This is a genomic window from Stenotrophomonas nitritireducens (assembly GCF_050984405.1).
Lineage (GTDB): Bacteria > Pseudomonadota > Gammaproteobacteria > Xanthomonadales > Xanthomonadaceae > Stenotrophomonas > Stenotrophomonas nitritireducens_B.
On sequence record NZ_CP158790.1, the window covers coordinates 658,176 to 682,500 of the forward strand.

Consider the following 24,325-nt stretch of genomic DNA (forward strand, 5'->3'; position numbering starts at 1 on the left):
GGCAACCGCCCGCGCGCTTCCAAGAGATGCCCGATGTCACCACGTTCCACCCGCCCGCTGTTGCGTACCCTGCTGCTGGTTTCCGCGCTGTCGTCCGCTCTCCCGGCGGCGGCGCTTTCTTCCCCGGCGCAGCTGCTGTTCCGCGTATCGGCCGACCAGGGCTTCGTCGCCGACCGGGCGCAGGGCGACGCCGTGCCCAACTTCCAGGACAAGGTGAGCCTGGTCGATGATGGCGCGCACGGCCGCGCGATCCGCTGGGAAGACGACGGCGTGTTGTCGTGGAATGCGCCGGGCAACATCCGCGCCGAACGCGGCACCCTGTCCTTCTTCTGGCGTTCGCGCTACGCGGTGGGTGAGGCGCCGTTCGTGATCTTCCGCGTCGGCTACGCCGACCACAGCAGCTGGGACATGACCTGGCTGCGCGTCGACTGGAACGGCCACGGTTTCGACGCCTTCGTCACCGACGCCAACCTCGCACGTACCCGCGTTTCCTTCCAGCTGGAAAAGAACCCGTCGCCCGAGCAATGGCAGCACATCGCCTTTGCCTGGGACGAGGACAAGGGCGTGCGCCTGTTCCTCGACGGCCGCGAAGTGGCGCGCGTCGACACCACCGGCGACTACGACGCCGCGCTCGACCAGCTCGGCCTGGCCGGCCGGGTGATGGCACCCTACCAGGTGCAGAGCCGCTACAACTTCCTGCGCGGCAGCGACCTCGACGAGATCCGCGTCTACGACCGCATGCTCGATGCCGCCGACGTGGCGGCACTGGCGCGCAATGCGGAACCGAGTGCAGGTGAAGCCGTGACCGCCTCGCAGCGCGCCTGGTGGCACCGTTACGGCTGGGAGGGCGCGCCGCCGCCGGTACTGGATACGGGGGTGACGGCGATCCGCAAGGTCGAGTTCGCCGACGTCAAGGACAAGAAGCAATGGATGTGGAAGGGCACCGACGGCATCGCCGAGACCACCTGGCCCGGCGTCTACAACCGCTCGCGCCTGCCCGGCCGCAACGACTATTTCCAGCTGCCGGACTGGAACACCTATGTCGAAGGCGGGCAACGCCTCGATCTCACCGTGCCTGCCGGTGAGCGGATCAACCGCATCGAGATCCGCGGCGCCGCTTTCGGCACGCTCGACGGCGATGCCGGCACCCTGTTCACCCGGCCGAGGGGCGTGGTCCGCAGCGTGAATGATTTCGCCGCGCAGACCGGCGGCGCGCTGCGCTTCAGCAACGCCGCGCAGGAAACGCCGATCCAGGAAATCTGGGGCTACCACGTAAGCGACGCCGCCGAGCCGCGGGGCACGGTCAAGCAGCGCTACCTGATCGACAGCAGCGTACTGCCGGACTACACCAACATCGCCGCGCTGCGCGGCTACATCGATGGCCGTTTCGCGCCGGACGAACGCAGCGTGGTGATGGCGCTGCCCAACGGCGCCGGCTCGCGCACGCGTGCGCCTGGGTCGCTGCCCGCGCACCCGCGGCCCATCGTGCACGTGCTGGTGCCGTCCGGTGTCGGCGATGCACCGGCGGCGCAGCCGCTGATCCGCAGCTGGGCCTACAGCTGGGAGAACATGCACGACGGCCTGGACGGCGTCGCCATCGACCTACCGGCGCTGGACCTGCCCGCCACGCACGACGGCGGCGTAATCCCGCTGAACATCCGCATCAAGGACCCGATCTGGCCGGCGCGCGACATGATCGACGTATCGGTCTCGGTGCGGCCGGGCGAAAAGCGCACGCTGTGGCTGGACCTGCGCGACCGCCTGCTCACCGCCGACAGCCTGTGGATTTCCATCGCCTCGGCCGCGCCCGGCTTCAACGCCGCCTCCCTCGACGGCGGCGAGGTGCGGCTGGTGTTCAAGGACCGCGCGGAAGCGCTCAGGGAACATGTCGCCGACCGCTTCAACCAGGTGCGCGACAACTGGGGCTTCCTGGTCGAGGAACACACCACCTCCAAGCGCCAGCGCCTGTACGCGCGCGTCTACGCCGACCTCAGCGACCTGCTGCGCGTGGACCCGGAGCACGCGCTGGGCCGGCTGTACTGGAACTACATCAGCTACAACAGCCAGGGCCGGGTACCGTTCCAGCAGCCGCAGCCGCCCAAGGACGTGCCGCTGTGGGCGTTCCGGCAGGTGGAAGACCTCAAGCGCGTGCGCCGCTTCGTCGACTGGTGGATCGACAACCGCCAGGTCGAATACGGCGATTTCGGCGGCGGCATTTCCGACGACACCGACCTGACCCAGCAATGGCCGGGGCTGGCGCTGATGGGCGTGGAGCCCGATCGCCTCAACGCCTCGCTGACCGCGCTCTCGGACGCGGTGTACAAGAACGGCATGTTCGCCAACGGCCTGAGCACCATCGAGACCGACGAACTGCACGCCTATGAGGAAGGCATCAACGCCAACAGCGCCATGCTCTACCTCAACTGGGGCGACCCGTTGACCGTCGAGCGGCTGATGGAAACGGTGCGCGCCTTCGACGAACGCATCGTGCTGCGCAACCCGCAGGGCCACCTGCTGTTCTCCAGCAACTGGTTCGGCGGCAACAAGGTCTACCGCGAGCCGAACTGGCAGTGGCAGAAGCCGTACTCGTTCCCGGTGCTGCACCCGGCGTTCCTGATGGGCGAATACAACGCCGATCCCACCGGCCGCGCGCTCGTCACCGGGCTGGCCGACAGCTATCTCGCCCATGCCTACGCCGACGACAAGGGCCGCTGGGTGCTGCCGAACGAGATCAACTGGGCCACCGGCAGGACCCGCGGCGGCGAACTGAACCAGGGCTCGGGCGGCGGCGATGTCATGCACACGTTCTGGGCCGCGTGGCGCTGGAGCGGCGACGACAGGTACCTGAAGGCGCTGGATTACCGCGTGCTGCGCGGCGGTCCCGGTGCGCTGTCCAACCTGGGCGAGAACGTCATCGACGTGCTCGGCCGCCAGTCGGATTGGGGCCGGCAGCTGATCGCCAATGCCGACAAGGGCGATACCGGCTTTGCCGCGGTCACCGCGTGGCAGCTGACCGGCGACCGGAAGTACCTCGAAGCGCTCCACGCAGAGGGCATCCAGGCCAAGGCGCAGCGCGAGTACATGAACACCGAGGGCCACTGGTGGAGCGACCGCGTCGAGGCGCCGAGCGAATTCCTGCAGCGCCTGCGCCTGGGCGGCATCGCGCTCAAGCGCAACCAGAGCTGGCCCGGCCACACCGTGAGCTGGCGCTTCGCCCAGCCCGGCGCCGCCGAGCAGGTCGCGCTGCTGGTGCACGCGCCTTCGCGCGAGCGCTTCAAGGTGATCGCCTGGAACCTGGGCGACAAACCGCTGGAAGCGGCGATGACCGGCTGGAACATCGCCGCCGGCACTTGGCGCATCACCAGCGGCATCGACCGCGATGGCGACGACAGGATCGATGGCAAGGCGCAGGTGCGCGAGGTGGCGCTGGAGCGCAGCGCCGCGACCACGCTGCGCTTCGCGCCGAAGCAGGCGCAGGTGTTCGAGTTCGAACGCATCGCAGCGGGCACGCCGGTGGAAACCCGCGCCGACCTCGGCATCGGCCGCGGCGACCTGCAGGTCGCGGACGGGCGCGTGCGGCTGACCGTGCACAGCCTCGGCCATGTCGCCACCCGGCCCGGCCATGCGCTGATCGAGGACGCGCGCGGCCGCGAAGTGGCGCGCGCCGCGATTCCCGCACTGGAAGCGCCGCTGGACCTGCAGCCGCGCACGACGATGGTGGAACTCGCGTTGCCGGCAGGATTCGACCGCAACGGTGCCAGCGTGCGGGTGCTGCAGGAAGGCGACGCGGAGGAAGTGACGCTGCTCAACAACCGTCTGCCGCTGCGGTAAGCGGTGGATCAGCGGGCAACGCCCGATGTTCCTTCTCCCTCCGGGAGAAGGTGCCCCGAAGAGTCGGATGAGGGCGCAGGCGGGCTTCATCCGCCACTGCGCATGACGATGGCGCAACTGGCGGCTGCTCAATACCGCGTGCCGTATCGTGGATGCCGGGCTTGCCCGGCACGGGCATTACCAGGCGAGCCTCATGCGGGGCGAGCCCCGCATCCACGCGCGGGTGTCGATTGCGCCTTCCGGCTTTCGCGCCGTATCAATCCTCGTGCCCGCTTCCGGAACGGACGCTCCTCGTAGGTGCCGGGCTTGCCCGGCACGGGCATCACCAGGCGAGCCTCATGGAGGGTGAGCCCCGCATCTACGCGCGGATGTCGGCTGCGCCTCCCGGCTTTCGCGCCATGCCGATCCTTGTGCCCGTTTCCGGAACGGACGCTCCTCGTAGGTGCCGGGCTTGCCCGGCACGGGGCGTTACAAGGCGAGTCCAATGTCGGGCGAGCCTCGCCTCTACGCGGCGGTGTCTGTCTGCATCTGCCGGCTCTCGCGCCGGTACCAGTCCCCGCGTCCCGCTTCCGGAACGAACACCGTGCAGTGTTCCATCGGACGCTGGTAGACGTGCACCGAGATCGCGATGCCGCTGTCGCTGGCATTGCGCAGCACATGGAACTCGTCCGGCGGAATCAGGTTGCCGGCGCTGCCGCGCGCGGCGGTCAGGGCTGGAAGCGGCTGGAAGCGGGCGGTATCGCCGCGTTCTTCCAGCAGGCGATACGGGGCGATGCGCAGCGCGCCCTGCCACACGCCTTCCACGCACCACAGGCCGTCGTGGTCATGCAGCGGCGTGCCCTGCCCCGGCCCCCAGGTCATGGCGACGATGCTGTAGCCGTGGCGCGCGCTGCGGTACAGCTCGCGGCGCGCGTAGTGGTCGGTGATCGGCTCGTGCACGCAGCGCGGCAGCACGATCGCCGGATCGGCGATGGCCTGCTGCAGCGCGCGTTCGATCGCCGCCACCGTGGCGGCGACATCGGGTGCGGCGAGCGCGGTGTCGATGGCCGCCACCAGCCGCTCGCGGCCGATGAAGTCGGAATAACCGGTTGCATCTGAAATCATGCGGCCAGTCTAGGGCAATGCAGTGAACATTCCGTTCGCCGTTGCGCAGGCCAGGCGGCGCGTGCGGTTCACGCCGTGCCGCGCTGCACGAACGGCACCTGCGCGTACAGCCGGCGCTCGCCGCCGCGCGGATCATCCTGCAGACGGCTGTCGTCGTCGAACACCAGGGTCTGCCGGCGCTGCAGTGAATACGGTTCCCAGCGCGGAAGTCCGCGATGGTTGGGATCGCCGTGGCGGGCGAAGGCCAGCAGCGCGTCGCTCATCGCCCCGGCCATGCGCGTGGCCGAAGCGGTGGTGCCGGTGCGCGAACCGGGCTGCCGCGTGTTGTCGAACACCAGCGGTATGTCCAGCGTATGGAAGGCGCGCAACCGGTCCGCTTCGCCGCCGCGGTCGTACCAGTCCAACTGGTAGGCCCAGGTCGGCGCGCCCTGCCGCGCGCGCGCTTCCAGCTCCTCGACCGCGCCGCGCCACGAGCGCCCGGCGGTGGTCGCGGCGAAGAACACGTCCGACGGCGTGTAGTGCGGGTACATCTGCCGGTAGGCGGCGATCACCACCGACGGCAGCAGGTCCACGAACTGTTCCTTCTCCAGCTTAGCCGGCAGCTCGTCCCAGTCCAGCGCGAAATTGTGGTCGTCGTGGCCCAAGAAGGCGCGGGTTTCGTCATGCGTGTTGCCGATGACCATGGGAATGCCGGCCGACTGCAGCGGCGCCTGCGGCCAGAACGGATGCACCGGCAGGTGGCGCGTGTCCAGCACCGGGCCGAAGTACAGGCCGGTGTCCTCGACCCATGACGGATCGCGCAGCTTCACCGCTTCCAGCAGTTTCTCCATCGGCAGCGTGCGCAGCGCCTGCGGATCGCGCAGGCCGAAGTGCTCGAGCACGCGTTGCGCTCGCAGCGTGGCGGCACGCGGGCCGGCGGCAGTGACCTGCTGGCCGCTCATCGTCCAGGCGCGGTGGAACAGGCCTTTCGCCGCGGGCATCGCCATCAGCGTGGCGATCTTGGCGCCGCCGCCGGACTGGCCGAACACGGTGACGTTACCGGCATCGCCGCCGAACTCGGCCGCGTGCCGGCGTACCCACTGCAGCGCCTGCACCAGGTCGAGCTGGCCGGCGTTGCCCGAATCGGCGAACGCCTCGCCGCCCAGGCCGGCCATGTACAGGTAGCCGAACACGTTGAGGCGGTGATTGACGGTGACCACCACCACGTCGCCGCGCCGGCACAGGTTGCCGCCGTCGTACAGCGGGTCGCTGCCCGAGCCGTTGTTGTAGGCGCCGCCGTGCAGGTACACCAGCACCGGCCGGCGACCGCCGTCGCGCAGCGCCGGCGTCCACACGTTGAGATACAGGCAGTCCTCGCTGCCCGGCCCTTCGCCGCTGGTCTGCGGCGCGGCCGGGCCATAGACCAGCGCATCGCGTATCCCCTGCCATGGCGTTTCCAGCGCCGCCTGCTGGAAGCGCCGCGGTGCGGTATCGGCGCCGTAGGGAATGCCGCGGAAGACATGCACGCCCTGCTCGGTCTGCCCGGCGACGCGGCCGCCGCGCAAGCGCGCGATCGGACTGGCCGGGCCGCGCGCGGCCGCGGCCGGCACGGCAGTGGCCAGCCCCGCGCCGAGCGAACACAGCACCCCGGCGCGCAGGAAATGGCGGCGCCGCGGATCGTCGGGCGTGACGGTCATGGCGCGCGCTCCGCCGGCTGCGCGGCGATCCAGTCCAGCGCCAGCCGCGGCCAGGCGGCGGTGGTGAGGCCGGTGGTGCCGCGCGTGCCGAAGCCGTGTCCGCCGCGCGGGAACACGTGCAGCTCGGCCGGCACGCCGGCCTGGCGCAGGCCGGCGTAGAACGCCAGGCTGTTGCCCACCGGCACCGCGTCGTCGTCGCCGGCATGCACCAGGAAGGTCGGCGGGGTATCGGCGCGCACCTGGTACTGCATCGAGTAGCGCCGCTGCAACGCCGGCTCCGGTTGCGGGCCCAGCAGCCGTCCGCGCGAGCCGGGGTGCGCATCCGCGCCGGCCATGTCGATCACCGGATAGATCAATAGCTGGAAATCCGGGCGCGCGCTGACGCGGTCGACGGCGTCCGTCGCCGGGTACGCCGGCTGGTCGAAGCCGTTGCCGAGGCGCGCGGCCAGGTGCCCGCCGGCGGAAAAGCCGATCACGCCGATGCGCCGCGGGTCCAGCTGCCATTGTTCCGCGTTGGCGCGGATCAGCCGCAGCGCGCGCTGCGCATCGGCCAGCGCCGCGTCGCGATCCTCGCGGCCCTCGCCCGGCAGCCGGTAGCGCAGCACGAACAGGGTGATCCCGCCCTCGTCGACGAAGGCCGGCACCAGCGCCGAGCCCTCCTTGTCCAGTACCACGCGCTGGTAACCGCCGCCGGGCGTCACCAGCAGCGCGGTGCCGTTGGGGCGCGCCGGCCGGTACACGACCAGCCAGGGCTCGCTGACGTGGGTGACGTAGCGGTCCGGCAGCGCGGGGTCGGCGCTGCGCTCGACGATCTGCGGCGCCTGCGGCAATGCATTGTCCCCCGGTGCCAATCCGGCCGGCCACAGCGCGATCCGCTGCGCCGATCCGGGTGCCGGTTCGCCGTCCATGCTGGCGGCTGCGGTTCCGGCCGCGAACCCGGGCGCCAGCAAAAAAGCCATCAATAACAAAGGTCTGCGGATGCTGTTCAGGGGCATGGAGAATCTCGCGATGCGGGGCTGGGGCGGCCGTGATGCGTTGCGTATTGCCATATGACACCGGTTTACCATATACAGCACCCACAGCACTGTCGATGGGCGGTGCAGCAACGCCACCAGGAGAGCCACTTGAGCAACGATCAAGGCCGACAGGACCCGTCCGCCGCGCTGGACGACATCGCCCGCCAGTTCGTGGAGGCGCGTCGCGCGGGGCGTTCGCTCGCCGATTTCCCCGGCGCGATCCCGGCGGACCTGGTGACCGCCTACCAGGTGCAGGACCTGGCCATCGGCCGCTGGGACGACGACGTGGTGGGCTGGAAGGTGGGCTATATCGCCGCCGAGCGCCGCGACGGATCCGGCGACGAGCGCCTGCTGGGCCCGGTGTTCTCGCGCCAGCTCTGGAATGCCACCGGTAGCATCGTCGACATCCCAGTGTTCTCCGGCGCCGGCGGTTTCGCCGCGGTCGAAGCCGAGTACGTGCTGCGGCTCGACGCCGACGCGCCCGCCGGCAAGCTCGACTGGACGCCGGACGAAGCCGCCGCCCTGCCCGCGCGGCTGTTCACCGGCGTGGAAGTGGCCAGCAGCCCGCTGGCGACGATCAACGTGCTGGGGCCGCGGGTGGTCGTTTCCGACTTCGGCAACAACAATGGGCTGGTACTCGGCACCGAAATCGTGGACTGGACGCAGCTGGACGAAGCGCGGCTGCTGGCGCGCACCGAGATCGACGGCGGCGTGGTCGGCATCGGCGGCACCGGCAACCTGCCCGGCGGCCTGCGCGCGGCCTACGCGTTCGCGCTGGCGCGTTCGGCGCGCCGTGGACGGTCGCTGCGCCGGGGCGACTTGATCGCCACCGGCAACGCCACCGGCATCCACGACATCGCCGTGGGCCAGCATGCCGTGGTCCGCTTCGAGGGTTACGGCGAAATTTCCTGCAGGGCCGTGGCCGCCGGCTGAGCGGCGCATGGCAGCTACGCGTGGAGGGGGGTTCGATGATCGATCGCAGAAGGTTTCTCACCGCCAGCCTGGGCGCGCTCGCCGCGCCGGTGCTGACGGCATGTTCGGGCGGCAACAAGGCCGATGGCGGCGGGCGCGTGCTTACCGCCACCGACGTGCACGTGGCGGACTACCCCACGGTCACTGCGGTCAAGTGGATCGGGCAGGAGCTCGAACGCGCGACCGGCGGCCGGCTGCGGCTGGCGCAGTACCACTCCGGCCAGCTCGGCCGCGAGTCGGAGGCGATCGACATGGCGCGCTTCGGCGCCATCGACATCACCCGCGTCTACTCCGGTGCGTTGAACAACGCCTTCCCGCTGACCCAGGCGCTGTGCCTGCCCTACGTGTTCGACTCGGTCGCGCACATGCGCCGCGCGCTGGACGGCGGCATCGCCGACGCGGTGCTGGCCGGCTTCGAGAGCCGCGACCTGGTCGGCCTGGCGATCTACGACTCGGGCGCGCGCTGCTTCTACAACACCAAGCACCCGATCGTGGAGCCGCACGACCTGCACGGCCTGAAGCTGCGCGTGGCCAGTTCGGACATCTTCCTGCAGCTGATGCGCCTGTTCGGCGCCAACCCGACGCCGATGTCGCTGGGCGACACGTTCTCCGGCATGGAGACGCACATGATCGACGGTGCCGAGAACAACATGCGCAGCTTCCATTCCAGCCGCCACTTCGAGGCCGCGCACTACTGGTCGGAAAGCCAGCATTCGTACGCGCCGGACGTGCTGCTGATGTCGCGGCGCAGCTTCGACACGCTGGCGCCGGATGACCGCCGCCTGCTGCTGGACCTGGCGCGGCAGTCGGTGCAGGTGATGCGCGGCGAATGGGACGCCTCCGAGGACAAGGCCCGCCAGGCGGTACTGGCCCACGGCGTGAAGGCCAACGCGGTGGACATCGCCGCGTTCCGCGATGCCGCCGCGCCGCTGCTGCGCGACTACCTGCGGCAGCCGGAGATCGCCGCCCTGCACCGCCGCATCCGCGATTTCGCCTGAGGCCCCGCATCGATGACCGAGTCCACTCCCCGCACTCCCCCGGCCGGCCTGCAGCGCGCGCTGGAAACGCTGGCCACTGTCGTCATCCACGTCGCCGCCATCGCCCTGCTCGGGCTGGTGGTGGTGCAGGGCTGGCAGGTATTCGCCCGTTACGTCATCAACGATTCGCCCAGCTGGACCGAACCGGTCACCCTGCTGCTGCTGAGCACGGCGATGAGCATGGGCGCGGCCGCGGGCGTGCACACCAACCGCCATTTCGGCTTCTTCCTGCTGGCCGACCACCTCAACCCGCTGGCGCGGCGCGCGGTCGATGCGGTGGTGCCGCTGGTGGTGGCCGCCATCGGCGCGGTCATCGCACGCTGGGGCTGGGCGCTGTGGATGGACGGGCTGCACATCAAGGCCGCCGGCGCCCACCTGCCGCAGAGCGTGAACTACCTGCCGCTGAGCATCGGCGGCGCGCTGATGGTGGTGTTCGCGCTGAACCGCCTGCGGCTGGCGCTGCAGCCGGCCGCCCTCGAAGGAGACCGCTGAACCATGGGCATCGCAATCCTGTTCGCCGTGTTCGGCGCGCTGCTGCTGATCGGCGTGCCGGTCGCCTACGCGCTGGCCGCCGCCGCGCTGGCCACCCTGCTCTATCTCGACCTGCCCAGCGTGGTGCTGGTGCAGCAGATCGCGGCCGGCACCGGCTCGGCCTCGCTGATCGCCATTCCGCTGTTCATCTTCGCCGGCGAGATCATGATGCGTGGCGGCATCTCCGAGCGCCTGATCGCGCTGGCGGCCTCGCTGGTCGGGCGCCTGCGCGGCGGCCTGGGCCAGGTGTCGATCCTGTCCTCGCTGTTCTTCGGCGGCGTGTCCGGCTCGGCCATCGCCGACGTCTCGGCGGTGGGCGGCACGATGATCCCGCAGATGGTCCAGCGCGGTTACGACCGCGATTTCGCGGTCAACGTCAGCATCACCGCGGCGCTGGTGGCGCTGCTGGTGCCGCCCTCGCACAACCTGATCCTGTTCTCGGCGGCGGCCGGCGGCGGCCTGTCCATCGCCGACCTGTTCGCCGCCGGCGTGGTGCCGGCGCTGCTGATGACCGTGGTGCTGATGGTCACCGGCTACAGCGTGGCGCGGCGCCGCGGCTACGGCGTGGAAGCCTTCCCCGGCCTGCGCGCGGTGCTGCTGCGGCTGGCCGCCGCCCTGCCCGGCCTGGGCCTGGTGGCGCTGATCTTCGTCGGCATCCGCGCCGGCATCTTCACCGCGGTCGAATCGGCGGCCATCGCCGTGGTCTACGCGCTGCTGGTCACCGCCGTGCTGTACCGGCAGTTGCGCTGGCGCGTGTTCCTGGACACGGTGATCCACGCCGCGCGCAGTACCGGCGTGATCCTGTTCGTGATCGCCACCGCGGCGGTGTTCGGCTGGCTGCTGGCCTACCTGCAGGTGCCGGCGGCGGCGGTGGCCTTCCTGCAGTCGTTCGCGCACAGCAAGTTCATGGTGCTGCTGATGATCGTGGTGATGCTGCTGCTGCTGGGCACCTTCATGGACCTGGCGCCGATGATCCTGATCTGCACGCCGATCTTCCTGCCGGTGGCCAGGGCCTACGGCATCGACCCGATCCATTTCGGCCTGGTGCTGGTGCTGACCGGCGGCCTGGGCCTGGTGACGCCGCCGGTGGGCTCGGTACTGTTCATCGGCACCGCCATCGGCAAGATCACCGTCGGCCAGAGCATGAAGACGATCTGGCCGTTCTGGCTTGCCGGGCTGGGCGTGCTGCTGGTGGTGACGTTCTTCCCGCAGCTGTCGCTGTGGCTGCCGGCGCTGCTGCGCGGCTGAGCACCGTCACGGCCGGGGCCGGGCCGACGATTCCGGCCCGGGCCGTCGTCTCGGGCTAACATCACCGCCTGGCGCGGGCTCCCGGCCCTGCCCCGGCGCATGCCGCCGGCAGCGGCGGGAGGCCGCCGCGCCGTCCACATCGCCGTGCCCTGCGGGCGCGGCTTTCGCCAGAACCCGTTCCGCTGGATGGTTTGCAAGGACATGTCATTGCGCAAGAAGGCCGATTCCGACGCCACGACCAAGCCCCTGGGCAGGCCGGCAACCATCAACGACATCGCGCGCCTGTCCGGCGTCTCCAAGAAGACGGTGTCGCGGATCATCAACAACTCGCCGCTGGTGCGGAAGGACACGCGCGAGAAGGTCGAAGCGCTGATGCGCGAGGTCGGCTACGCGCCCGACCCGCTGGCGCGCGGCCTGGCGTTCCGGCGCTCGTTCCTGATCGGCATGGTCTACGACAACCCCACCGCGCAGTACGTGGTGGACATGCAGTACGGCGCGCTCGACGCGCTGCGCGGCTCCAGCTTCGAGCTGGTGGTGCACCCCTGCGACACCCGCAGCCCCGGCTACATCGAGGGCGTCAAGCGCTTCGTGCAGCAGCAGAAGCTGCACGGCGTGATCCTGGTGCCGCGCGCCTCCGAGGACCAGGCGCTGGCCGACATGCTGGAAGAAATCGGCTGCCGCTACACCCGCATCGCCTCGCTGCCGCTGGACGACACCTCGCAGATGGTGATCACCCACGACCGCGACGGCGCCGCCGAGGCCGCCGACTACCTGCTCTCGCTCGGCCACCGCGACATCGCCCTGATCACCGGCCCGTCGGCCTACCGCTCGGCGCACGAGCGCACCGCCGGTTTCATCGATGCGTTGCAGCGGCGCGGCATCGAACTGCCGCCGGCGCGCATCATCGAGGCCGGCTACACCTTCGAATCCGGCGTGGCCGCGGCCGAGAAGCTGCTGCTCGGCAAGCAGCGCCCCACCGCCATCTTCACCGGCAACGACGAGATGGCCGCCGGCGTCTACAAGGTCGCCATGCGCGCCGGCATCAACATCCCGCGCGAACTGTCGGTGGTGGGCTACGACGACAGCCCGTTGGCCTCGCGGCTGTGGCCGTCGTTGACCTCGGTGCGGCGCAATACCCGTGACACCGGGCGCACCGCCGCGGCGATGCTGATCCAGCCCGAAGGCCAGGCCGCGCTGCAGATCGCCAGCGTGCGCCCGCACCTGATCGTGCGCGATTCCTGCCAGCCGCCCCTGGATTGACCCCCAAATCATTGTTCCGGAAAGGAAAACCAGTATCCCGCGTTGCGGAATGACACCGGTTTCCTAATTGGCTATGATGGCCCCGCACCGCATCCGGCGGGATCCGTCCAGGACGGGCCCGCGCCACGGCCGCGCCGGATCGCCCGCCAGGCAAGGCGCGGCACCGCCAACCCACCCCCGTACCACCGCTCAGGGAGAGGAACACCATGACGAATCCATTCAGCCTCGAAGGCAAGGTCGCGCTGGTAACCGGTGCCAATACCGGCCTGGGCCAGGGCGTCGCGCTGGCGCTGGCCGCCGCGGGCGCCGACATCGCCGGCGCCGGCATCGTCCCGGCCGAGGAAACCGCCACCAAGGTGCGCGCGCTGGGCCGCCGCTTCCTCAACATCGAGGCCAACCTGATCAGCATCGAGCCGGTCGAGCGGGTGGTGCGCGAAACCGTCGAGGGGCTGGGCGGACTGGACATCCTGGTCAACAACGCCGGCCTGATCCGCCGCGCCGACGCGGTGGAGTTCAGCGAGAAGGACTGGGACGACGTGATGAACGTCAACATCAAGTCCGCCTTCTTCATGTGCCAGGCCGCCGGCCGGCACTTCATCGCCCAGGGCGGCGGCAAGATCATCAACATCGCTTCGATGCTGTCCTTCCAGGGCGGCATCCGCGTGCCGTCCTACACCGCCTCCAAGAGCGGCATCGCCGGCATCACCCGGCTGCTGGCCAACGAATGGGCGCAGCAGGGCGTGAACATCAACGCCATCGCCCCGGGCTACATGGCCACCGACAACACCGCGCAGCTGCGCGCCGACGAGGACCGCAGCAAGGCCATCCTCGACCGCATCCCGGCCGGCCGCTGGGGCAGGCCGGAAGACCTGGGCGGCACCGCCGTGTTCCTGGCCTCCAGCGCCTCGGACTACATCAACGGCGCGGTGATCCCGGTCGACGGCGGCTGGCTGGCGCGCTGATCCCGGTTTTTTTTCCTTCCCCCGCGGGGCGGAAGGGGGCGCATGGGCGCCCGCAATACCCTCAGAACACGCTTCCACAGAACAAAGAGAGTCACGCCATGAAGATCGCCCTGATGCAGGAATTCAGCCAGGCCGCCAAGAACCCGGTGGTGCTGGAACAGCTCAACACCGTTGCCGCCGCCCAGGGCCACGAGGTGTTCAACGTCGGCATGGACGGCGACAACGACCACCGCCTGACCTACATCCACCTGGGCATCTGCGCCGCGCTGCTGCTCAACGCCAGGGCGGTGGATTTCGTCGTCGCCGGCTGCGGCACCGGGCAGGGCGCGATGATGTCGCTCAACGCCTGGCCGGGCGTGTACTGCGGCTACTGCATCGAACCGACCGACGCCTTCCTGTTCGCCCAGGTCAACAACGGCAACGCGCTGGCGCTGCCGTTCGCCAAGGGCTACGGCTGGGGCGCGGAAATCAACATCCGCTACATCTTCGAGAAGGCCTTCGGCGGCGAGCGCGGCCAGGGTTACCCGGCCGAGCGCAAGGAGTCGCAGATGACCAACGCCGGCATCCTGGCGCAGGTGAAGCAGGGCGCCTCGAAGGAGTTCATCGCTGGCCTGAAGTCGATCGATCCGGAGCTGGTGAAGCAGGCCGTCGGCGGTGCGCGTTTCCAGAAGGCGTTCTTCGACAACGCGCAGGACGCGGAGATCGTGGCCTACGTGAAGGGCGTGCTGGGCCAGTAAGGGCAGGGCACGCAACCGGTGGACGAGGGCGCCTGCGGGCGCCCTTGCCGTTTCCGGCCAGTGCCGCCGCCGGTGCCCCCGCGGCACCCGGCTGGTAGCATGTCCACCCCCGAAATCCAGGCGCCGTCACCCATGGCCGACTCCAAGAACCCGTCCGTCACCCAGGCCCAGGCCGAGGAGGCCGTGCGCACCCTGCTGCGCTGGGCTGGCGAAGATCCCGCCCGCGAAGGCCTGCTGGACACCCCGCGCCGCGTGGCCGAGGCCTATGGCGACTGGTTCAAGGGCTACCAGGACGACCCGCGCGAGTACCTGGCGCGCACCTTCGAGGAAGTGGCCGGCTATGACGAGATGATCGTGCTGCGCGACATCGAGTACGAAAGCCACTGCGAGCACCACATGGCGCCGATCATCGGCCGCGTGCATGTGGGCTACGTGCCCAACGGCCGCGTGGTCGGCATCTCCAAGCTGGCGCGCGTGGTCGAGGCCTATGCGCGCCGCTTCCAGGTGCAGGAGAAGATGACCGCGCAGATCGCCGACGTCATCCAGGACGTGCTGCAGCCGCTGGGCGTGGGCGTGGTGGTGGAAGGCTCGCACGAGTGCATGACCACCCGCGGCATCCACAAGCGCGGCGTCAGCATGGTCACCTCGCGCATGCGCGGCAGCTTCCATGACGACGCCCGCACCCGCGCCGAGTTCCTGCGCTTCATCGAAGTGGGCCAGGCGCGCCGCTGAGCTGGTATTCCTTCTCCCTCCGGGAGACAGTCCGGCAGGATTGCCGGACTGCACGGCGAAGCCGCCCGAAGGGTGAGGCACAGGGATGTGCCGAATGCAGGTGCCCCGAAGGGGCGGATGAGGGTACGGGCGAAGCCTAGTCCAACCAGATACCACGAGGCTTCGCCCTTGCCCTCACCCCAACCCCCGCCCCGCGCCCTGCGCCCCGGCCCACACCGGCGGTGTGGGCGCTCAACCGCACGCGCGCCGATGGCGCGCAAGCCGTGCGGTTTCGCCCCACCGGGAGAGGGGCTTTACCTCTGAGAGAACCCCATGCACTACGTAGAACTGACCGCAATGCTGGCCGTCGCGCAGTACCTGTTCTTCGGCGTCATGGTCGGCCGCGCCCGCGGCCGCCATGGGGTGAAGGCGCCGGCGGTGGTCGGCCACGAAGGCTTCGAGCGCGCGTACCGGGTGCAGATGAACACCCTGGAGCTGATGGTCGCGCTGTTGCCCGCGCTGTTCGTCGCCGCCCGTTTCTGGCCGGCGGCCTGGGTAGCGGGCATCGGCGCGGTGTACCTGGTCGGCCGTTTCATCTATTGGCGCGCCTACCTGAGCGCACCGTCCAGCCGCGCGCTGGGCTTCGCGCTGTCGATGCTGCCGGTGATCGCGCTGGTGCTGCTGGCCGTGGCCGGCGCGGTGCTGCGCTAGGGTGGGGCGATCTTCGCCGGGAACCGTGTCGCCCGGCGCCCCGGTTCCGTTCCACGATGGATACATTGACGACAGGAGGTTGCGATGAAACAGCATTCGTTGTTCCGGCGCCATTGGCCATGGCTGGCCCTGCTGCTGGTGGCCGGTCTCTGGGAGATCCGTGCCGACCTGCTGAAGGTGCATGACGCCTCCGCGCGCCGGCTGGCCCAGCTCGACGCCGAGCACTAGCGCGAGCCGCCTTTGCCGCGGGCCGGCACGACGGCAGACGAAAGGGAGCCTCGCGGCTCCCTTTGCCGTTGCTGGCGGCGCCAGACCGGGCGGCCGCCCGTGGTGGACTCAGCGCGCCGAGAAGCCGCCGTCCACCAGGTGATAGCTGCCGGTGATGAACGAGGCCTGGTCCGAGAGCAGGAAGCAGGTCAGCGCCGCTACTTCCTCCGCGTTGCCCAGGCGTCCGGCCGGATGCAGCGCCACCAGCCCGTCGTACGCCGCGCGCTCCATGCCCGCCAGCAGCGGCGTGTCGATGAAGCCCGGGCCGACCGCGTTGATGCGCAGCCCGCGCGCCGAGTATTCCAGCGCCGCGGTCTTGGTCATGCCCACCAGCGCGTGCTTGGCCGCCACGTAGGCGGTCGAACCGGCCCAGCCGTTGCTGCCGAGGATCGAGGCCATGTTGACGATGGCGCCACCCCCGCCGGCCAGCATCGCGGCGATCTCATACTTCATCGAATGGAACACGCCGTGCAGGTTCACGCCGAGCACGCGGTGCCATTCCTCCAGCGGGTAGTCGGCGGTCGGCAGGCTGGCGCCGCCGATGCCGGCGTTGTTCACCGCCAGGTGCAGGCCGCCGTACTCGGCCACGGTGGCTTCCACCAGCTGCCGTACCGCGTCGGCGTCGCTGACGTCGAGCTGGCGCGCGCGGGCCCGCGCGCCGATGCTCGACGCCACCTGCCCGGCGGCATTGCGGTCCAGGTCGGCCACGACGACCTGCGCGCCGCTGATGGCCAGCTGCCGCGCCACGGCCTCGCCGATGCCCGAGGCGGCGCCGGTGACCAGGGCGACCTTGCCGGAAAAATCCAGTTGCATGGTGGGTCTCCAAGGCGGCAGGGGAGGGCCGCCATGGCACCATCATCCGCATCGGCCGTGGTGGCGGCGTTGCGTTCGATCAAACCGCCGCGGTCCGTTCAGCCGGCGAACGTGTCCCACGCCATGCGCGCGATCAGCACCACCACCAGCAGCAGGAACAGCCTGCGGATCAACGGCGTGCCGCCGCGCAGCGCCAGCCGCGTGCCGGTCACCGAACCGGCCACGTTGGCCGCCGCCATCGGCACCGCGAAGGCCAGCAGCACGTTGCCGCTGGGCACGAAGAACGACAGCGCGGCCACGTTGGTGGCCAGGTTGACCACCTTGGAGGCGGCCGAGGCGCGCAGGAAATCCAGGCCGAAGAAGCGGATGAACAGGAAGATCAGGAAGCTGCCCGTACCCGGGCCGAAGAAGCCGTCGTAGAAGCCGATCACCGCGCCCATCGCCAGCGCGATGCCCAGCTCGCGGCGGCCGACCTCGCGTGGCCGGTGCAGGGCGCCGAAATCCTTCTTCGCCAGCGTGTAGCCGAGCATCACGATCAGCAGCGCCAGCACCAGCGGCCGCACCGCGTCCTTGGACAGCAGGCTGACCGCGGTGGCGCCGAGGAAGGCGAATACGAACGCCGTCGCCGCGGCCAGCAGCACCGGCCGCCACGGGAAGCGCACCGAGCGAGCGTAGCGCCATGCCGCCGCGCCGGTGCCGAACACCGAACTGAACTTGTTGGTGCCCAGCAGGGCGGCCGGCGTGTGCTGCGGCAGCACCGTGAACAGGCCCGGCAGCTGGATCAGCCCGCCGCCGCCGACCGCCGCATCCACCAGCCCGGCGATGAAGGCGATGGCCAGCAGCCATGGCAGCTCGGTGGGCAGGAGTTCCAGCATGGTCGGACCTGAACGGAGGGCGCGACAGCATACGCCCGCGCCGGCTGGTCGCGGCGGCGAGGTGGATGGGAAAATGCGCGCATGCAGATCGCCCCGACTTCTCCCTGTCCCTGCGGCTCCGGCCACGCCCATGGCCGCTGCTGCGCGCGCTGGCATGCCGGCGAGGCCGCGCCCGACGCCGAGGCGCTGATGCGTTCGCGCTACAGCGCCTACGTGACCGGCAACGCCGATTACCTGCTGGCGACCTGGCATGCCGATACGCGGCCGCAGACGCTGTCGCTGGACGACGCGCCGGGCCAGCGCACGCAGTGGCTGGGCCTGGACGTGAAGCGCCACCGGGCCACCGGCGCCGACACCGCCGAAGTGGAGTTCGTCGCCCGCTACCGCGTCGGCGGCGGCAGTGCCGTGCGCCTGCAGGAGCACAGCCGCTTCGTGCGCGAGCACGGCCGCTGGTACTACCTCGACGCGCTGGACTGAGCGCCACGTGTCCATGACACCGCGCTCACCCGCCATGGCTAAGCTGGCGGCATGCAGATTTCCAGTGCCGCACTGCTGAAGACCTCCAGCGCTGCGACGACGCCACCCACGCTGGCGGAGCGTTACCGCGCCGTGCGCCAGGCCAGCATGGCGCTGGCCGCGCCGCTCTCGGCCGAAGACGCCATGGTGCAGAGCATGCCCGACGCCAGCCCGGCCAAATGGCACCTGGCGCACACCACCTGGTTCTTCGAACAGTTCGTGCTGGGCCTGCAATCCGGCGGCCGCGCGCTGCATCCGCAGTGGCAGGCGCTGTTCAACAGCTACTACCAGAGCATCGGCCAGGCCCATGCGCGGGCGCAGCGCGGCCTGCTGTCGCGGCCCTCGCTGGCGCAGGTGCTGGAGTACCGGGCGCAGGTCGACAACTGCATCGGCCAGCGCCTGCAGGCCGACGACCTGGACGCGCAGGCGCGCGAACACCTGCTGCTGGGCCTGCAGCACGAACAGCAGCACCAGGAACTGCTGCTGACCGACATCAAGCATGCGCTGTGGAGCAATCCGCTACAGCCGGCCTATCGCGACGACCTGCCGATGCCCGCGCCAACGGCGGCGGGCGGTTCCGCGGTGTGGATCGAAAGCCCGGAGCGCATCGTCGAGATCGGTGCGCCGGCCTGGCCCGCGCATGTGCGCTTCGCCTACGACAACGAATCGCCCCGCCACCGCGTGCTGGTGCCGGCGCATGCGCTGGCCGACCGTCCGGTGAGCAACGCCGAGTACCGCGCCTTCATCGACGACGGCGGCTACCGCGACCCGCTGCTGTGGATGAGCGACGGCTGGGCGCAGCTGCAGGCCGGCCAGTGGCGCCGGCCGTTGTACTGGGACGAAGCGTTGGAGCGCGAGTACACGCTGGGTGGCTGGCGTGCGCTGGACCCGGACGCGCCCGTCTGCCACCTGGGCTGGTTCGAGGCCGACGCCTTCGCGCGCTGGGCCGGCGCGCGCCTGCCCACCGAATTCGAATGGGAGTCCGCGGCCGCGGCGCGGCCGGTCGCCGGCAACCTTGCCGATGCCGGCCTGCTGCATCCGGCATCGGCCGCCGCCGTCGAGCCGGGCGTGCCGCGGCAGCTGTTCGGCGACGTCTGGGAATGGACCGCCAGCGCCTACGGTGCCTACCCCGGTTTCCGCCCGTTGCCGGGCAGCGCGGGCGAATACAACGGCAAGTTCATGTGCGGCCAGTTCGTGCTGCGCGGCGGCAGCTGCGCCACGCCGGCCGGGCATGTGCGCGCCAGTTACCGCAACTTCTTCCCGCCGTCGGCGCGCTGGCAGTTCGCCGGCCTGCGCCTGGCCAGGGACAGCTGAGTGGCGCCGGTTCCGCCGCAGGCCGCGCTTGTCGACCGCCGCCCCGACCGTGCCACCATCACCGCCGACGTGCTCGCCGGCCTGTCGGCGCGGCCGCGCGCGCTGCCGTCCAAGTATTTCTACGACGCGCGCGGATCGGCGCTGTTCGAATGCATCACCCGGCAGCCGGAGTACTACCTCACCCGCACCGAACTGGAACTGCTGCCGCGGGTGCTGCCGGAAATCGCCGCGCAGGTGGGGCCGCAGGCGCGGGTGGTGGAATACGGCAGCGGCAGCGGCCGCAAGACGCGGCTGCTGCTGCAGGCGCTGGAAGAGGTGGTGGCCTATACGCCGGTGGAGATCTCGCGCACCGCGCTGCTGGACAGCATCCGCGCGCTGGCGGTGGATTTTCCCGCCATCGAGATGCTGCCGGTCTGCGCCGACTTCACCGTGTTGCCGCCGCTGCCGCCGCCGCAGCGCCCGGCGCGGCGCACGCTGCTGTTCTTTCCCGGATCGACCCTGGGCAACTTCACCGAGGCGGCGGCGGTGTCCATCCTGCGCGGCATGCGCCAGGCGATGGGGCCGCAGGGCCTGGCCCTGATCGGCATCGACCTGGACAAGGATCCGGACGTCATCGAGGCCGCCTACAACGATGCGGCCGGCGTCACCGCCGCCTTCACCCTCAACCTGCTGGCGCGCCTCAACCGCGAGATCGACAGCGACTTCGACCTGTCCGGCTTCGTCCATCGCGCCCGCTACGCGGCCGCGTGGCGGCGCATCGAGACGTCGCTGGTCAGCCGCCACGCGCAGGTGGTGCACGTGGCCGGGCAGGCGTTCGCGTTCGAGCGCGACGAAGCCATGCACGTGGAATACAGCCACAAGTACGACGACGCGCAGTTCGCGGCGATGGCGGCCGCCGCCGGCCTGCGGGTGTGCGGCGCCTGGGATGCGCCCGCGCGCATGTTCGGCCTGCGCCTGCTGCAGCCGGCCTGAACTCCCACGCCGGGCGCGGCGCCTCTTATCATCGGGCTTCGTTCCAGGGTGTGCGTTGCGAGGGCCGCTGCATGAAATCGATCCGGATGGTGCCGGCACTGGGCCTGGCCTGCGCGCTCGCCGTGGCGGCGCCGGCACAGGCCGCCCTCGTTGATTTCGGCAGCTGCGGCGCCAGCCTGCGCGATGCCGCCGTCGCCCAGGGCGTGTCCGCCGGCCGCGTCGACGGTTTGTTCGCCAGCGTCGTGCCGGACATGAGCGTGCTGCCCCTGCTCGACGCACAGCCCGAGTTCACCACGCCGATCTGGGACTACCTGGCCGCCCTGGTGGATGCGCAGCGCGTGGCCGACGGCCGTGCCATGCTCGCCACGCATCGCGACCTGCTCGACCGCATCGCCGCGGAGTACGGCGTCGACCCGGCCACGGTCGTGGCGGTGTGGGGCGTGGAAAGCGACTACGGCCGCATTGCCGGCAAGCGGCCGCTGCTGCAGTCGCTGGCCACGCTGTCCTGCAATGGCCGCCGCCAACCGTTCTTCCGCGGCGAACTGCTGGCCCTGCTCAAGTTGATCGACCGTGGCGACCTCGCCGCCGACGGGCTTACCGGCTCCTGGGCCGGTGCCTTCGGCCAGACCCAGTTCATGCCGTCCACCTACGCGCGCATCGCGGTGGATGGCGATGGCGACGGCCGCCGCGATCTGGTCGCCAGCATCCCCGACGCACTGGCGTCCACCGCCAACTATCTCAAACAGTCGGGCTGGCGCAGCGGCCAGCCCTGGGGCGTGGAAGTGCGCGTTCCCGCCGGTTTCGACGCCACCCAGGCCGGGCGCACCAAGCGCCGGCCGCTTGCCGCCTGGCGCGCGCTGGGTGTCACCGGGGTCGATGGCGGTGCGCTGCAGGCCTCGGCGATGGCCGACGACAGCGCCGCCGCGCTGCTGCTGCCGGCGGGCGCGAAGGGACCGGCCCTGCTGGCGTTCCGCAACTACGACGCGATCTATTCCTACAACGCGGCCGAGAGCTACGCGCTGGCCATCGCCACCCTGGCCGACCGCCTGCGCGGCGGCAACGGCCTGGTGGCCGCCTGGCCCACCGACGATCCTGGCCTGGGCCGCGCCGAGCGGCGCGAGCTGCAGACCCTGCTGCTCGCGCGCGGCCACGCCATCGGCGGCGCCGACGGCATGATCGGCGACGCCACCCGCCGCGCCATCCGCATCGAGCAGCAGCGGCTGGGCTGGCAGAGCGCCGATGGCCGTGCCGGTACCCGCATCCTGCAGGCGCTGCGCGATGCAGAACCAGCGGTGCCCACGGTCTTCCGGCTGCCTGCCGACCACCCGCAGTTCGTCCAGTCAGCCATCGTACGGAGCAAGGTTTCAATGAAGGATGTGCAGGGCCTGAGCACAGGCGATTTCAACGGCTTTACCGCCTGGAAGGTGGAAACGCCGTTCTCCACCGCGGCCATCAGCGTGTTCGGCGGCCAGCTGCTGTCGTTCGTGCCAGCGGGCGGCCGCGACGTGATGTGGCTTTCGCCCACCGCGAAGCAGCCGCCCACGCCGATCCGTGGCGGCAGCCCGGTGTGCTGGCCGTACTTCGCCAGGCAGGGGCAGGGCAGCGACGTGCCGTCGCACGGCTTCGTGCGCACCGTGCCGTGGGAGCTGCGCGACGCCCAGCGTGAAACCGACGGCACCGTGGTGCTGACCCTGGCGCCGCCGGCGCTGGAAGGCCTGTCGCTGCGCCTGACCATGAAGCTGCGCATCGGCCGCACGCTGGAACAGGAGCTGCTCACCGAGAACACCGGCGGCCAGCCCGTCGCCTTCACCCAGGCGCTGCACAACTACTTCAACGTCAGCGACGCGCTGAAGGTCGACGTGGCCGGGCTGGACGGCCTGACCTACCTGGACAAGCTCGACGGCGGCAACGCCCACGTCCAGCAGGGCGACTGGAACCTGCGCGACCCGCGCGATCCCGGCCGCAGCGACCGCATCTATACCCAGGCGCGCGGCCACTACGTGCTGCGCGACCCGGGCTTCGGCCGCAGCATCGACATCACCACCAGCGGCAGCCGTACCGCCGTGGTCTGGAACGCCGGCGAAGCGGCCGCCGCGAAGATGGACGACATCGGCGCGGGCTGGCGCAACTACGTGTGCGTCGAAGCCGGCAACGTCGGCCCGGACGTGATCGAGCTGGCCCCGGGCGGCCGCCACACGTTGAAACAGGTGTTCGAGGTCAAGCCGCTGTAAGGCTCGCTCCTGAAGCCCCTCTCCCGTCGGGGCGAAACCGCACGGCCTGCGCGCCATCGACGCGCGTGCGCTTGAGCGCCCACACCGCTGGTGTGGGCCGGGCGAGGTCGACAGCGAAACGTCAGCGGGCAGGCCGCCGCAACACCAGCAATGCAACCACGCCCGCCACCAACCCCCAGAACGCCGAGCCGATGCCGGCCATCGACAGCCCCGAGGCCGTCACCAGGAACGTCACCAGCGCCGGCTCGCGTTCGCCCTCGTCCTTCAGCGCCACCGCCAGGCTGTTGCCGATCGTGCCGAACAGCGCGATGCCGGCCAGCGTGGCGATCAGTTCCTTCGGGAACGCAGCGAACACCGCCGCCACCGTCGCGCCGAACAGTCCGATCACGATGTAGAACACGCCCGCGCTCACCGCCGCCGGGTAACGCCGCGCCGGGTCCTCGTGCACGTCGCGGCCCATGCAGATCGCCGCGGTGATCGCCGCCAGGTTCAGCGCGTACCCACCGAACGGCGCCAGCACCGTGTTGACCGCGCCGATCCAGCCCACCACCGGCGATATCGGCGCGTCGTAGCCCGACGCCTTCAACACCGCCACGCCCGGCACGTTCTGCGAGGCCATGGTCACGATGAACAGCGGCAGCGCGATGCCGAACACCGCCGCCCACGACAGCGTCGGCAGGGTGAACACCGGCCGCGCCAGCTGCAGCCGCACCTGCTCCATGTGCATCAGTCCCTGGCCGCCAGCGATCGCCACGCCCACCAGCAGGGTCGCGATCACCGCGTAGCGCGGGAACAGGCGGCGCCCGGCCAGATAGGTGGCGAACATCGCCAGGACAAGCACCGGCTGCGTACCCACCGAGACAAACACATCCAGCCCGAAACGCAGCAGCACGCCGGCCAGCATGCCCGAGGCCAGTGATACCGGAATGCGCCGCATCGCCTTCTCGAACACGCCGGAAAAACCGGCCAGCGCGCCCATCAGCGCGGCCAGCACGAAAGCGCCGATCGCATCGGACAGCGGCAGCGCCGTGGCGCCGACCACCAGCATCGCCGCGCCGGGTGTGGACCACGCCGTCACCACCGGCATGCGGTAGCGCAGCGACAGGCCGATGCAGGTCACGCCCATGCCGATGCCCAGCGCCCACATCCACGAGGCGATCTCGGCCTGCCCGGCGCCGACCGCCTGCGCCGCCTGGAACACGATCACCGCTGAACTGGCGAACCCCACCAGCACCGTGATGAAACCGGCCACGACGGCCGGCAGGGAGAGATCACGGAAGAACGAGCGCGGTGCGGGATCGGCCATCGTGCGGAGCAGGGCAACGGGGAGCCCGCATTGTGGCCCAGCGAGGCGTCCGGCCGCCTGCCTCTGTCTGTCGGCCTGCTCCTAATATGGAGAGTGGACTAGCCCTGGTGCCATCACGGCGGAGTGCCGGCTGGCGTCGCACCTTGCCGATTCTGGCGCCAACGCACTTCATGCGGCTCTGCGGCAAAAAGTGATTGCACATTTCACAAAGATGTCTAGAATTCGCTCCCTCGCT

General features: G+C 70.4%; 22 protein-coding genes. 16 read left to right on the forward strand and 6 right to left on the reverse strand.

The features are described 5' to 3' along the window. The first annotated feature begins 33 nt into the window (after window positions 1–33). The gene (locus ABTV91_RS02750) at window positions 34–3,831 is read left to right on the forward strand and encodes a LamG-like jellyroll fold domain-containing protein (protein ID WP_433853114.1); all 3,798 of its coding nucleotides are present in this window, start codon (window positions 34–36) and stop codon (window positions 3,829–3,831) included. A gap of 504 nt (window positions 3,832–4,335) precedes the next feature. Here ABTV91_RS02750 and ABTV91_RS02755 read toward each other — a convergent pair. The 3 genes from ABTV91_RS02755 to ABTV91_RS02765 all read right to left on the reverse strand — a co-directional run bounded on the left by ABTV91_RS02755 (window position 4,336) and on the right by ABTV91_RS02765 (window position 7,570). Continuing rightward, complete coding sequence (locus ABTV91_RS02755) at window positions 4,336–4,935, reverse strand: cysteine dioxygenase (protein WP_433853115.1); 600 nt, start codon at window positions 4,933–4,935, stop codon at window positions 4,336–4,338. A 68-nt stretch (window positions 4,936–5,003) separates the two neighbouring features. Then, window positions 5,004–6,611: a carboxylesterase/lipase family protein gene (locus tag ABTV91_RS02760; RefSeq protein WP_433853116.1), complete on the reverse strand. Its 1,608-nt coding sequence runs from the start codon at window positions 6,609–6,611 to the stop codon at window positions 5,004–5,006. Beyond that, a complete protein-coding gene (locus tag ABTV91_RS02765) occupies window positions 6,608–7,570 on the reverse strand; it encodes an alpha/beta hydrolase (protein WP_433853117.1) in 963 nt (320 codons plus the stop codon). The genes ABTV91_RS02760 and ABTV91_RS02765 overlap by 4 nt, the downstream gene beginning before the upstream one ends. Here ABTV91_RS02765 and ABTV91_RS02770 point away from each other — a divergent pair. From ABTV91_RS02770 to ABTV91_RS02820, 11 genes are all read left to right on the forward strand, one after another. Further along, window positions 7,518–7,664 carry a hypothetical protein gene (locus ABTV91_RS02770; protein ID WP_433854229.1) on the forward strand — a complete coding sequence of 49 codons (147 nt, stop codon included), beginning with the start codon at window positions 7,518–7,520 and terminating at the stop codon, window positions 7,662–7,664. The genes ABTV91_RS02765 and ABTV91_RS02770 overlap by 53 nt on opposite strands. 71 nt (window positions 7,665–7,735) lie before the next feature. Continuing rightward, entirely contained in the window at window positions 7,736–8,560 is an 825-nt protein-coding gene (locus tag ABTV91_RS02775; RefSeq protein ID WP_433853118.1) for a 2-keto-4-pentenoate hydratase, read from the forward strand. A 35-nt stretch (window positions 8,561–8,595) separates the two neighbouring features. After that, window positions 8,596–9,597 carry a TRAP transporter substrate-binding protein gene (locus tag ABTV91_RS02780; RefSeq protein ID WP_433853119.1) on the forward strand — a complete coding sequence of 334 codons (1,002 nt, stop codon included), beginning with the start codon at window positions 8,596–8,598 and terminating at the stop codon, window positions 9,595–9,597. Window positions 9,598–9,609: 12 nt separating this feature from the next. Beyond that, window positions 9,610–10,128 (forward strand): TRAP transporter small permease, encoded by a 519-nt coding sequence (locus ABTV91_RS02785; protein WP_433853120.1) that lies wholly within the window; start codon window positions 9,610–9,612, stop codon window positions 10,126–10,128. A gap of 3 nt (window positions 10,129–10,131) precedes the next feature. After that, window positions 10,132–11,415, forward strand: a complete 1,284-nt coding sequence (locus ABTV91_RS02790; RefSeq protein ID WP_433853121.1) for a TRAP transporter large permease — start codon at window positions 10,132–10,134, stop codon at window positions 11,413–11,415. A 201-nt stretch (window positions 11,416–11,616) separates the two neighbouring features. Further along, window positions 11,617–12,675: a LacI family DNA-binding transcriptional regulator gene (locus tag ABTV91_RS02795; protein ID WP_433853122.1), complete on the forward strand. Its 1,059-nt coding sequence runs from the start codon at window positions 11,617–11,619 to the stop codon at window positions 12,673–12,675. A 206-nt stretch (window positions 12,676–12,881) separates the two neighbouring features. Further along, window positions 12,882–13,637, forward strand: coding sequence for a 2-dehydro-3-deoxy-D-gluconate 5-dehydrogenase KduD (kduD, locus tag ABTV91_RS02800; RefSeq protein ID WP_433853123.1), 756 nt, complete (start codon window positions 12,882–12,884; stop codon window positions 13,635–13,637). 98 nt (window positions 13,638–13,735) lie between these two features. Continuing rightward, complete coding sequence (locus tag ABTV91_RS02805; RefSeq protein WP_433853124.1) at window positions 13,736–14,374, forward strand: RpiB/LacA/LacB family sugar-phosphate isomerase; 639 nt, start codon at window positions 13,736–13,738, stop codon at window positions 14,372–14,374. Window positions 14,375–14,506: 132 nt separating this feature from the next. Continuing rightward, a complete protein-coding gene (gene folE, locus ABTV91_RS02810; protein ID WP_433854105.1) occupies window positions 14,507–15,106 on the forward strand; it encodes a GTP cyclohydrolase I FolE in 600 nt (199 codons plus the stop codon). Between the two features lie 312 nt (window positions 15,107–15,418). Continuing rightward, window positions 15,419–15,796: an MAPEG family protein gene (locus ABTV91_RS02815; protein ID WP_433853125.1), complete on the forward strand. Its 378-nt coding sequence runs from the start codon at window positions 15,419–15,421 to the stop codon at window positions 15,794–15,796. A gap of 84 nt (window positions 15,797–15,880) precedes the next feature. Further along, the gene (locus tag ABTV91_RS02820) at window positions 15,881–16,024 is read left to right on the forward strand and encodes a hypothetical protein (protein WP_433853126.1); all 144 of its coding nucleotides are present in this window, start codon (window positions 15,881–15,883) and stop codon (window positions 16,022–16,024) included. A 108-nt stretch (window positions 16,025–16,132) separates the two neighbouring features. Here the strand turns inward: ABTV91_RS02820 and ABTV91_RS02825 are convergent, their stop codons facing one another. Continuing rightward, window positions 16,133–16,876, reverse strand: coding sequence for an SDR family NAD(P)-dependent oxidoreductase (locus ABTV91_RS02825; RefSeq protein ID WP_433853127.1), 744 nt, complete (start codon window positions 16,874–16,876; stop codon window positions 16,133–16,135). Window positions 16,877–16,974: 98 nt separating this feature from the next. After that, the gene (locus ABTV91_RS02830; RefSeq protein ID WP_433853128.1) at window positions 16,975–17,751 is read right to left on the reverse strand and encodes a sulfite exporter TauE/SafE family protein; all 777 of its coding nucleotides are present in this window, start codon (window positions 17,749–17,751) and stop codon (window positions 16,975–16,977) included. Window positions 17,752–17,832: 81 nt separating this feature from the next. Between ABTV91_RS02830 and ABTV91_RS02835 the strand changes: the two genes are divergently transcribed. The 4 genes from ABTV91_RS02835 (at window position 17,833) to ABTV91_RS02850 (ending at window position 22,784) form a co-directional block, all read left to right on the forward strand. Then, window positions 17,833–18,228, forward strand: coding sequence for a YchJ family protein (locus tag ABTV91_RS02835; RefSeq protein WP_433853129.1), 396 nt, complete (start codon window positions 17,833–17,835; stop codon window positions 18,226–18,228). Between the two features lie 75 nt (window positions 18,229–18,303). Continuing rightward, entirely contained in the window at window positions 18,304–19,581 is a 1,278-nt protein-coding gene (gene egtB / locus ABTV91_RS02840; protein WP_433854106.1) for an ergothioneine biosynthesis protein EgtB, read from the forward strand. Beyond that, window positions 19,582–20,553: an L-histidine N(alpha)-methyltransferase gene (gene egtD, locus ABTV91_RS02845; RefSeq protein WP_433853130.1), complete on the forward strand. Its 972-nt coding sequence runs from the start codon at window positions 19,582–19,584 to the stop codon at window positions 20,551–20,553. Between the two features lie 71 nt (window positions 20,554–20,624). Further along, on the forward strand, window positions 20,625–22,784 hold the full coding sequence (locus ABTV91_RS02850) for a lytic murein transglycosylase (RefSeq protein ID WP_433853131.1): 2,160 nt from the start codon (window positions 20,625–20,627) through the stop codon (window positions 22,782–22,784). A 121-nt stretch (window positions 22,785–22,905) separates the two neighbouring features. On the opposite strand, the gene ABTV91_RS02855 is transcribed toward ABTV91_RS02850, so the two are convergent. Further along, the gene (locus tag ABTV91_RS02855; RefSeq protein WP_433853132.1) at window positions 22,906–24,090 is read right to left on the reverse strand and encodes a benzoate/H(+) symporter BenE family transporter; all 1,185 of its coding nucleotides are present in this window, start codon (window positions 24,088–24,090) and stop codon (window positions 22,906–22,908) included. Between the last annotated feature and the right edge of the window lie 235 nt (window positions 24,091–24,325).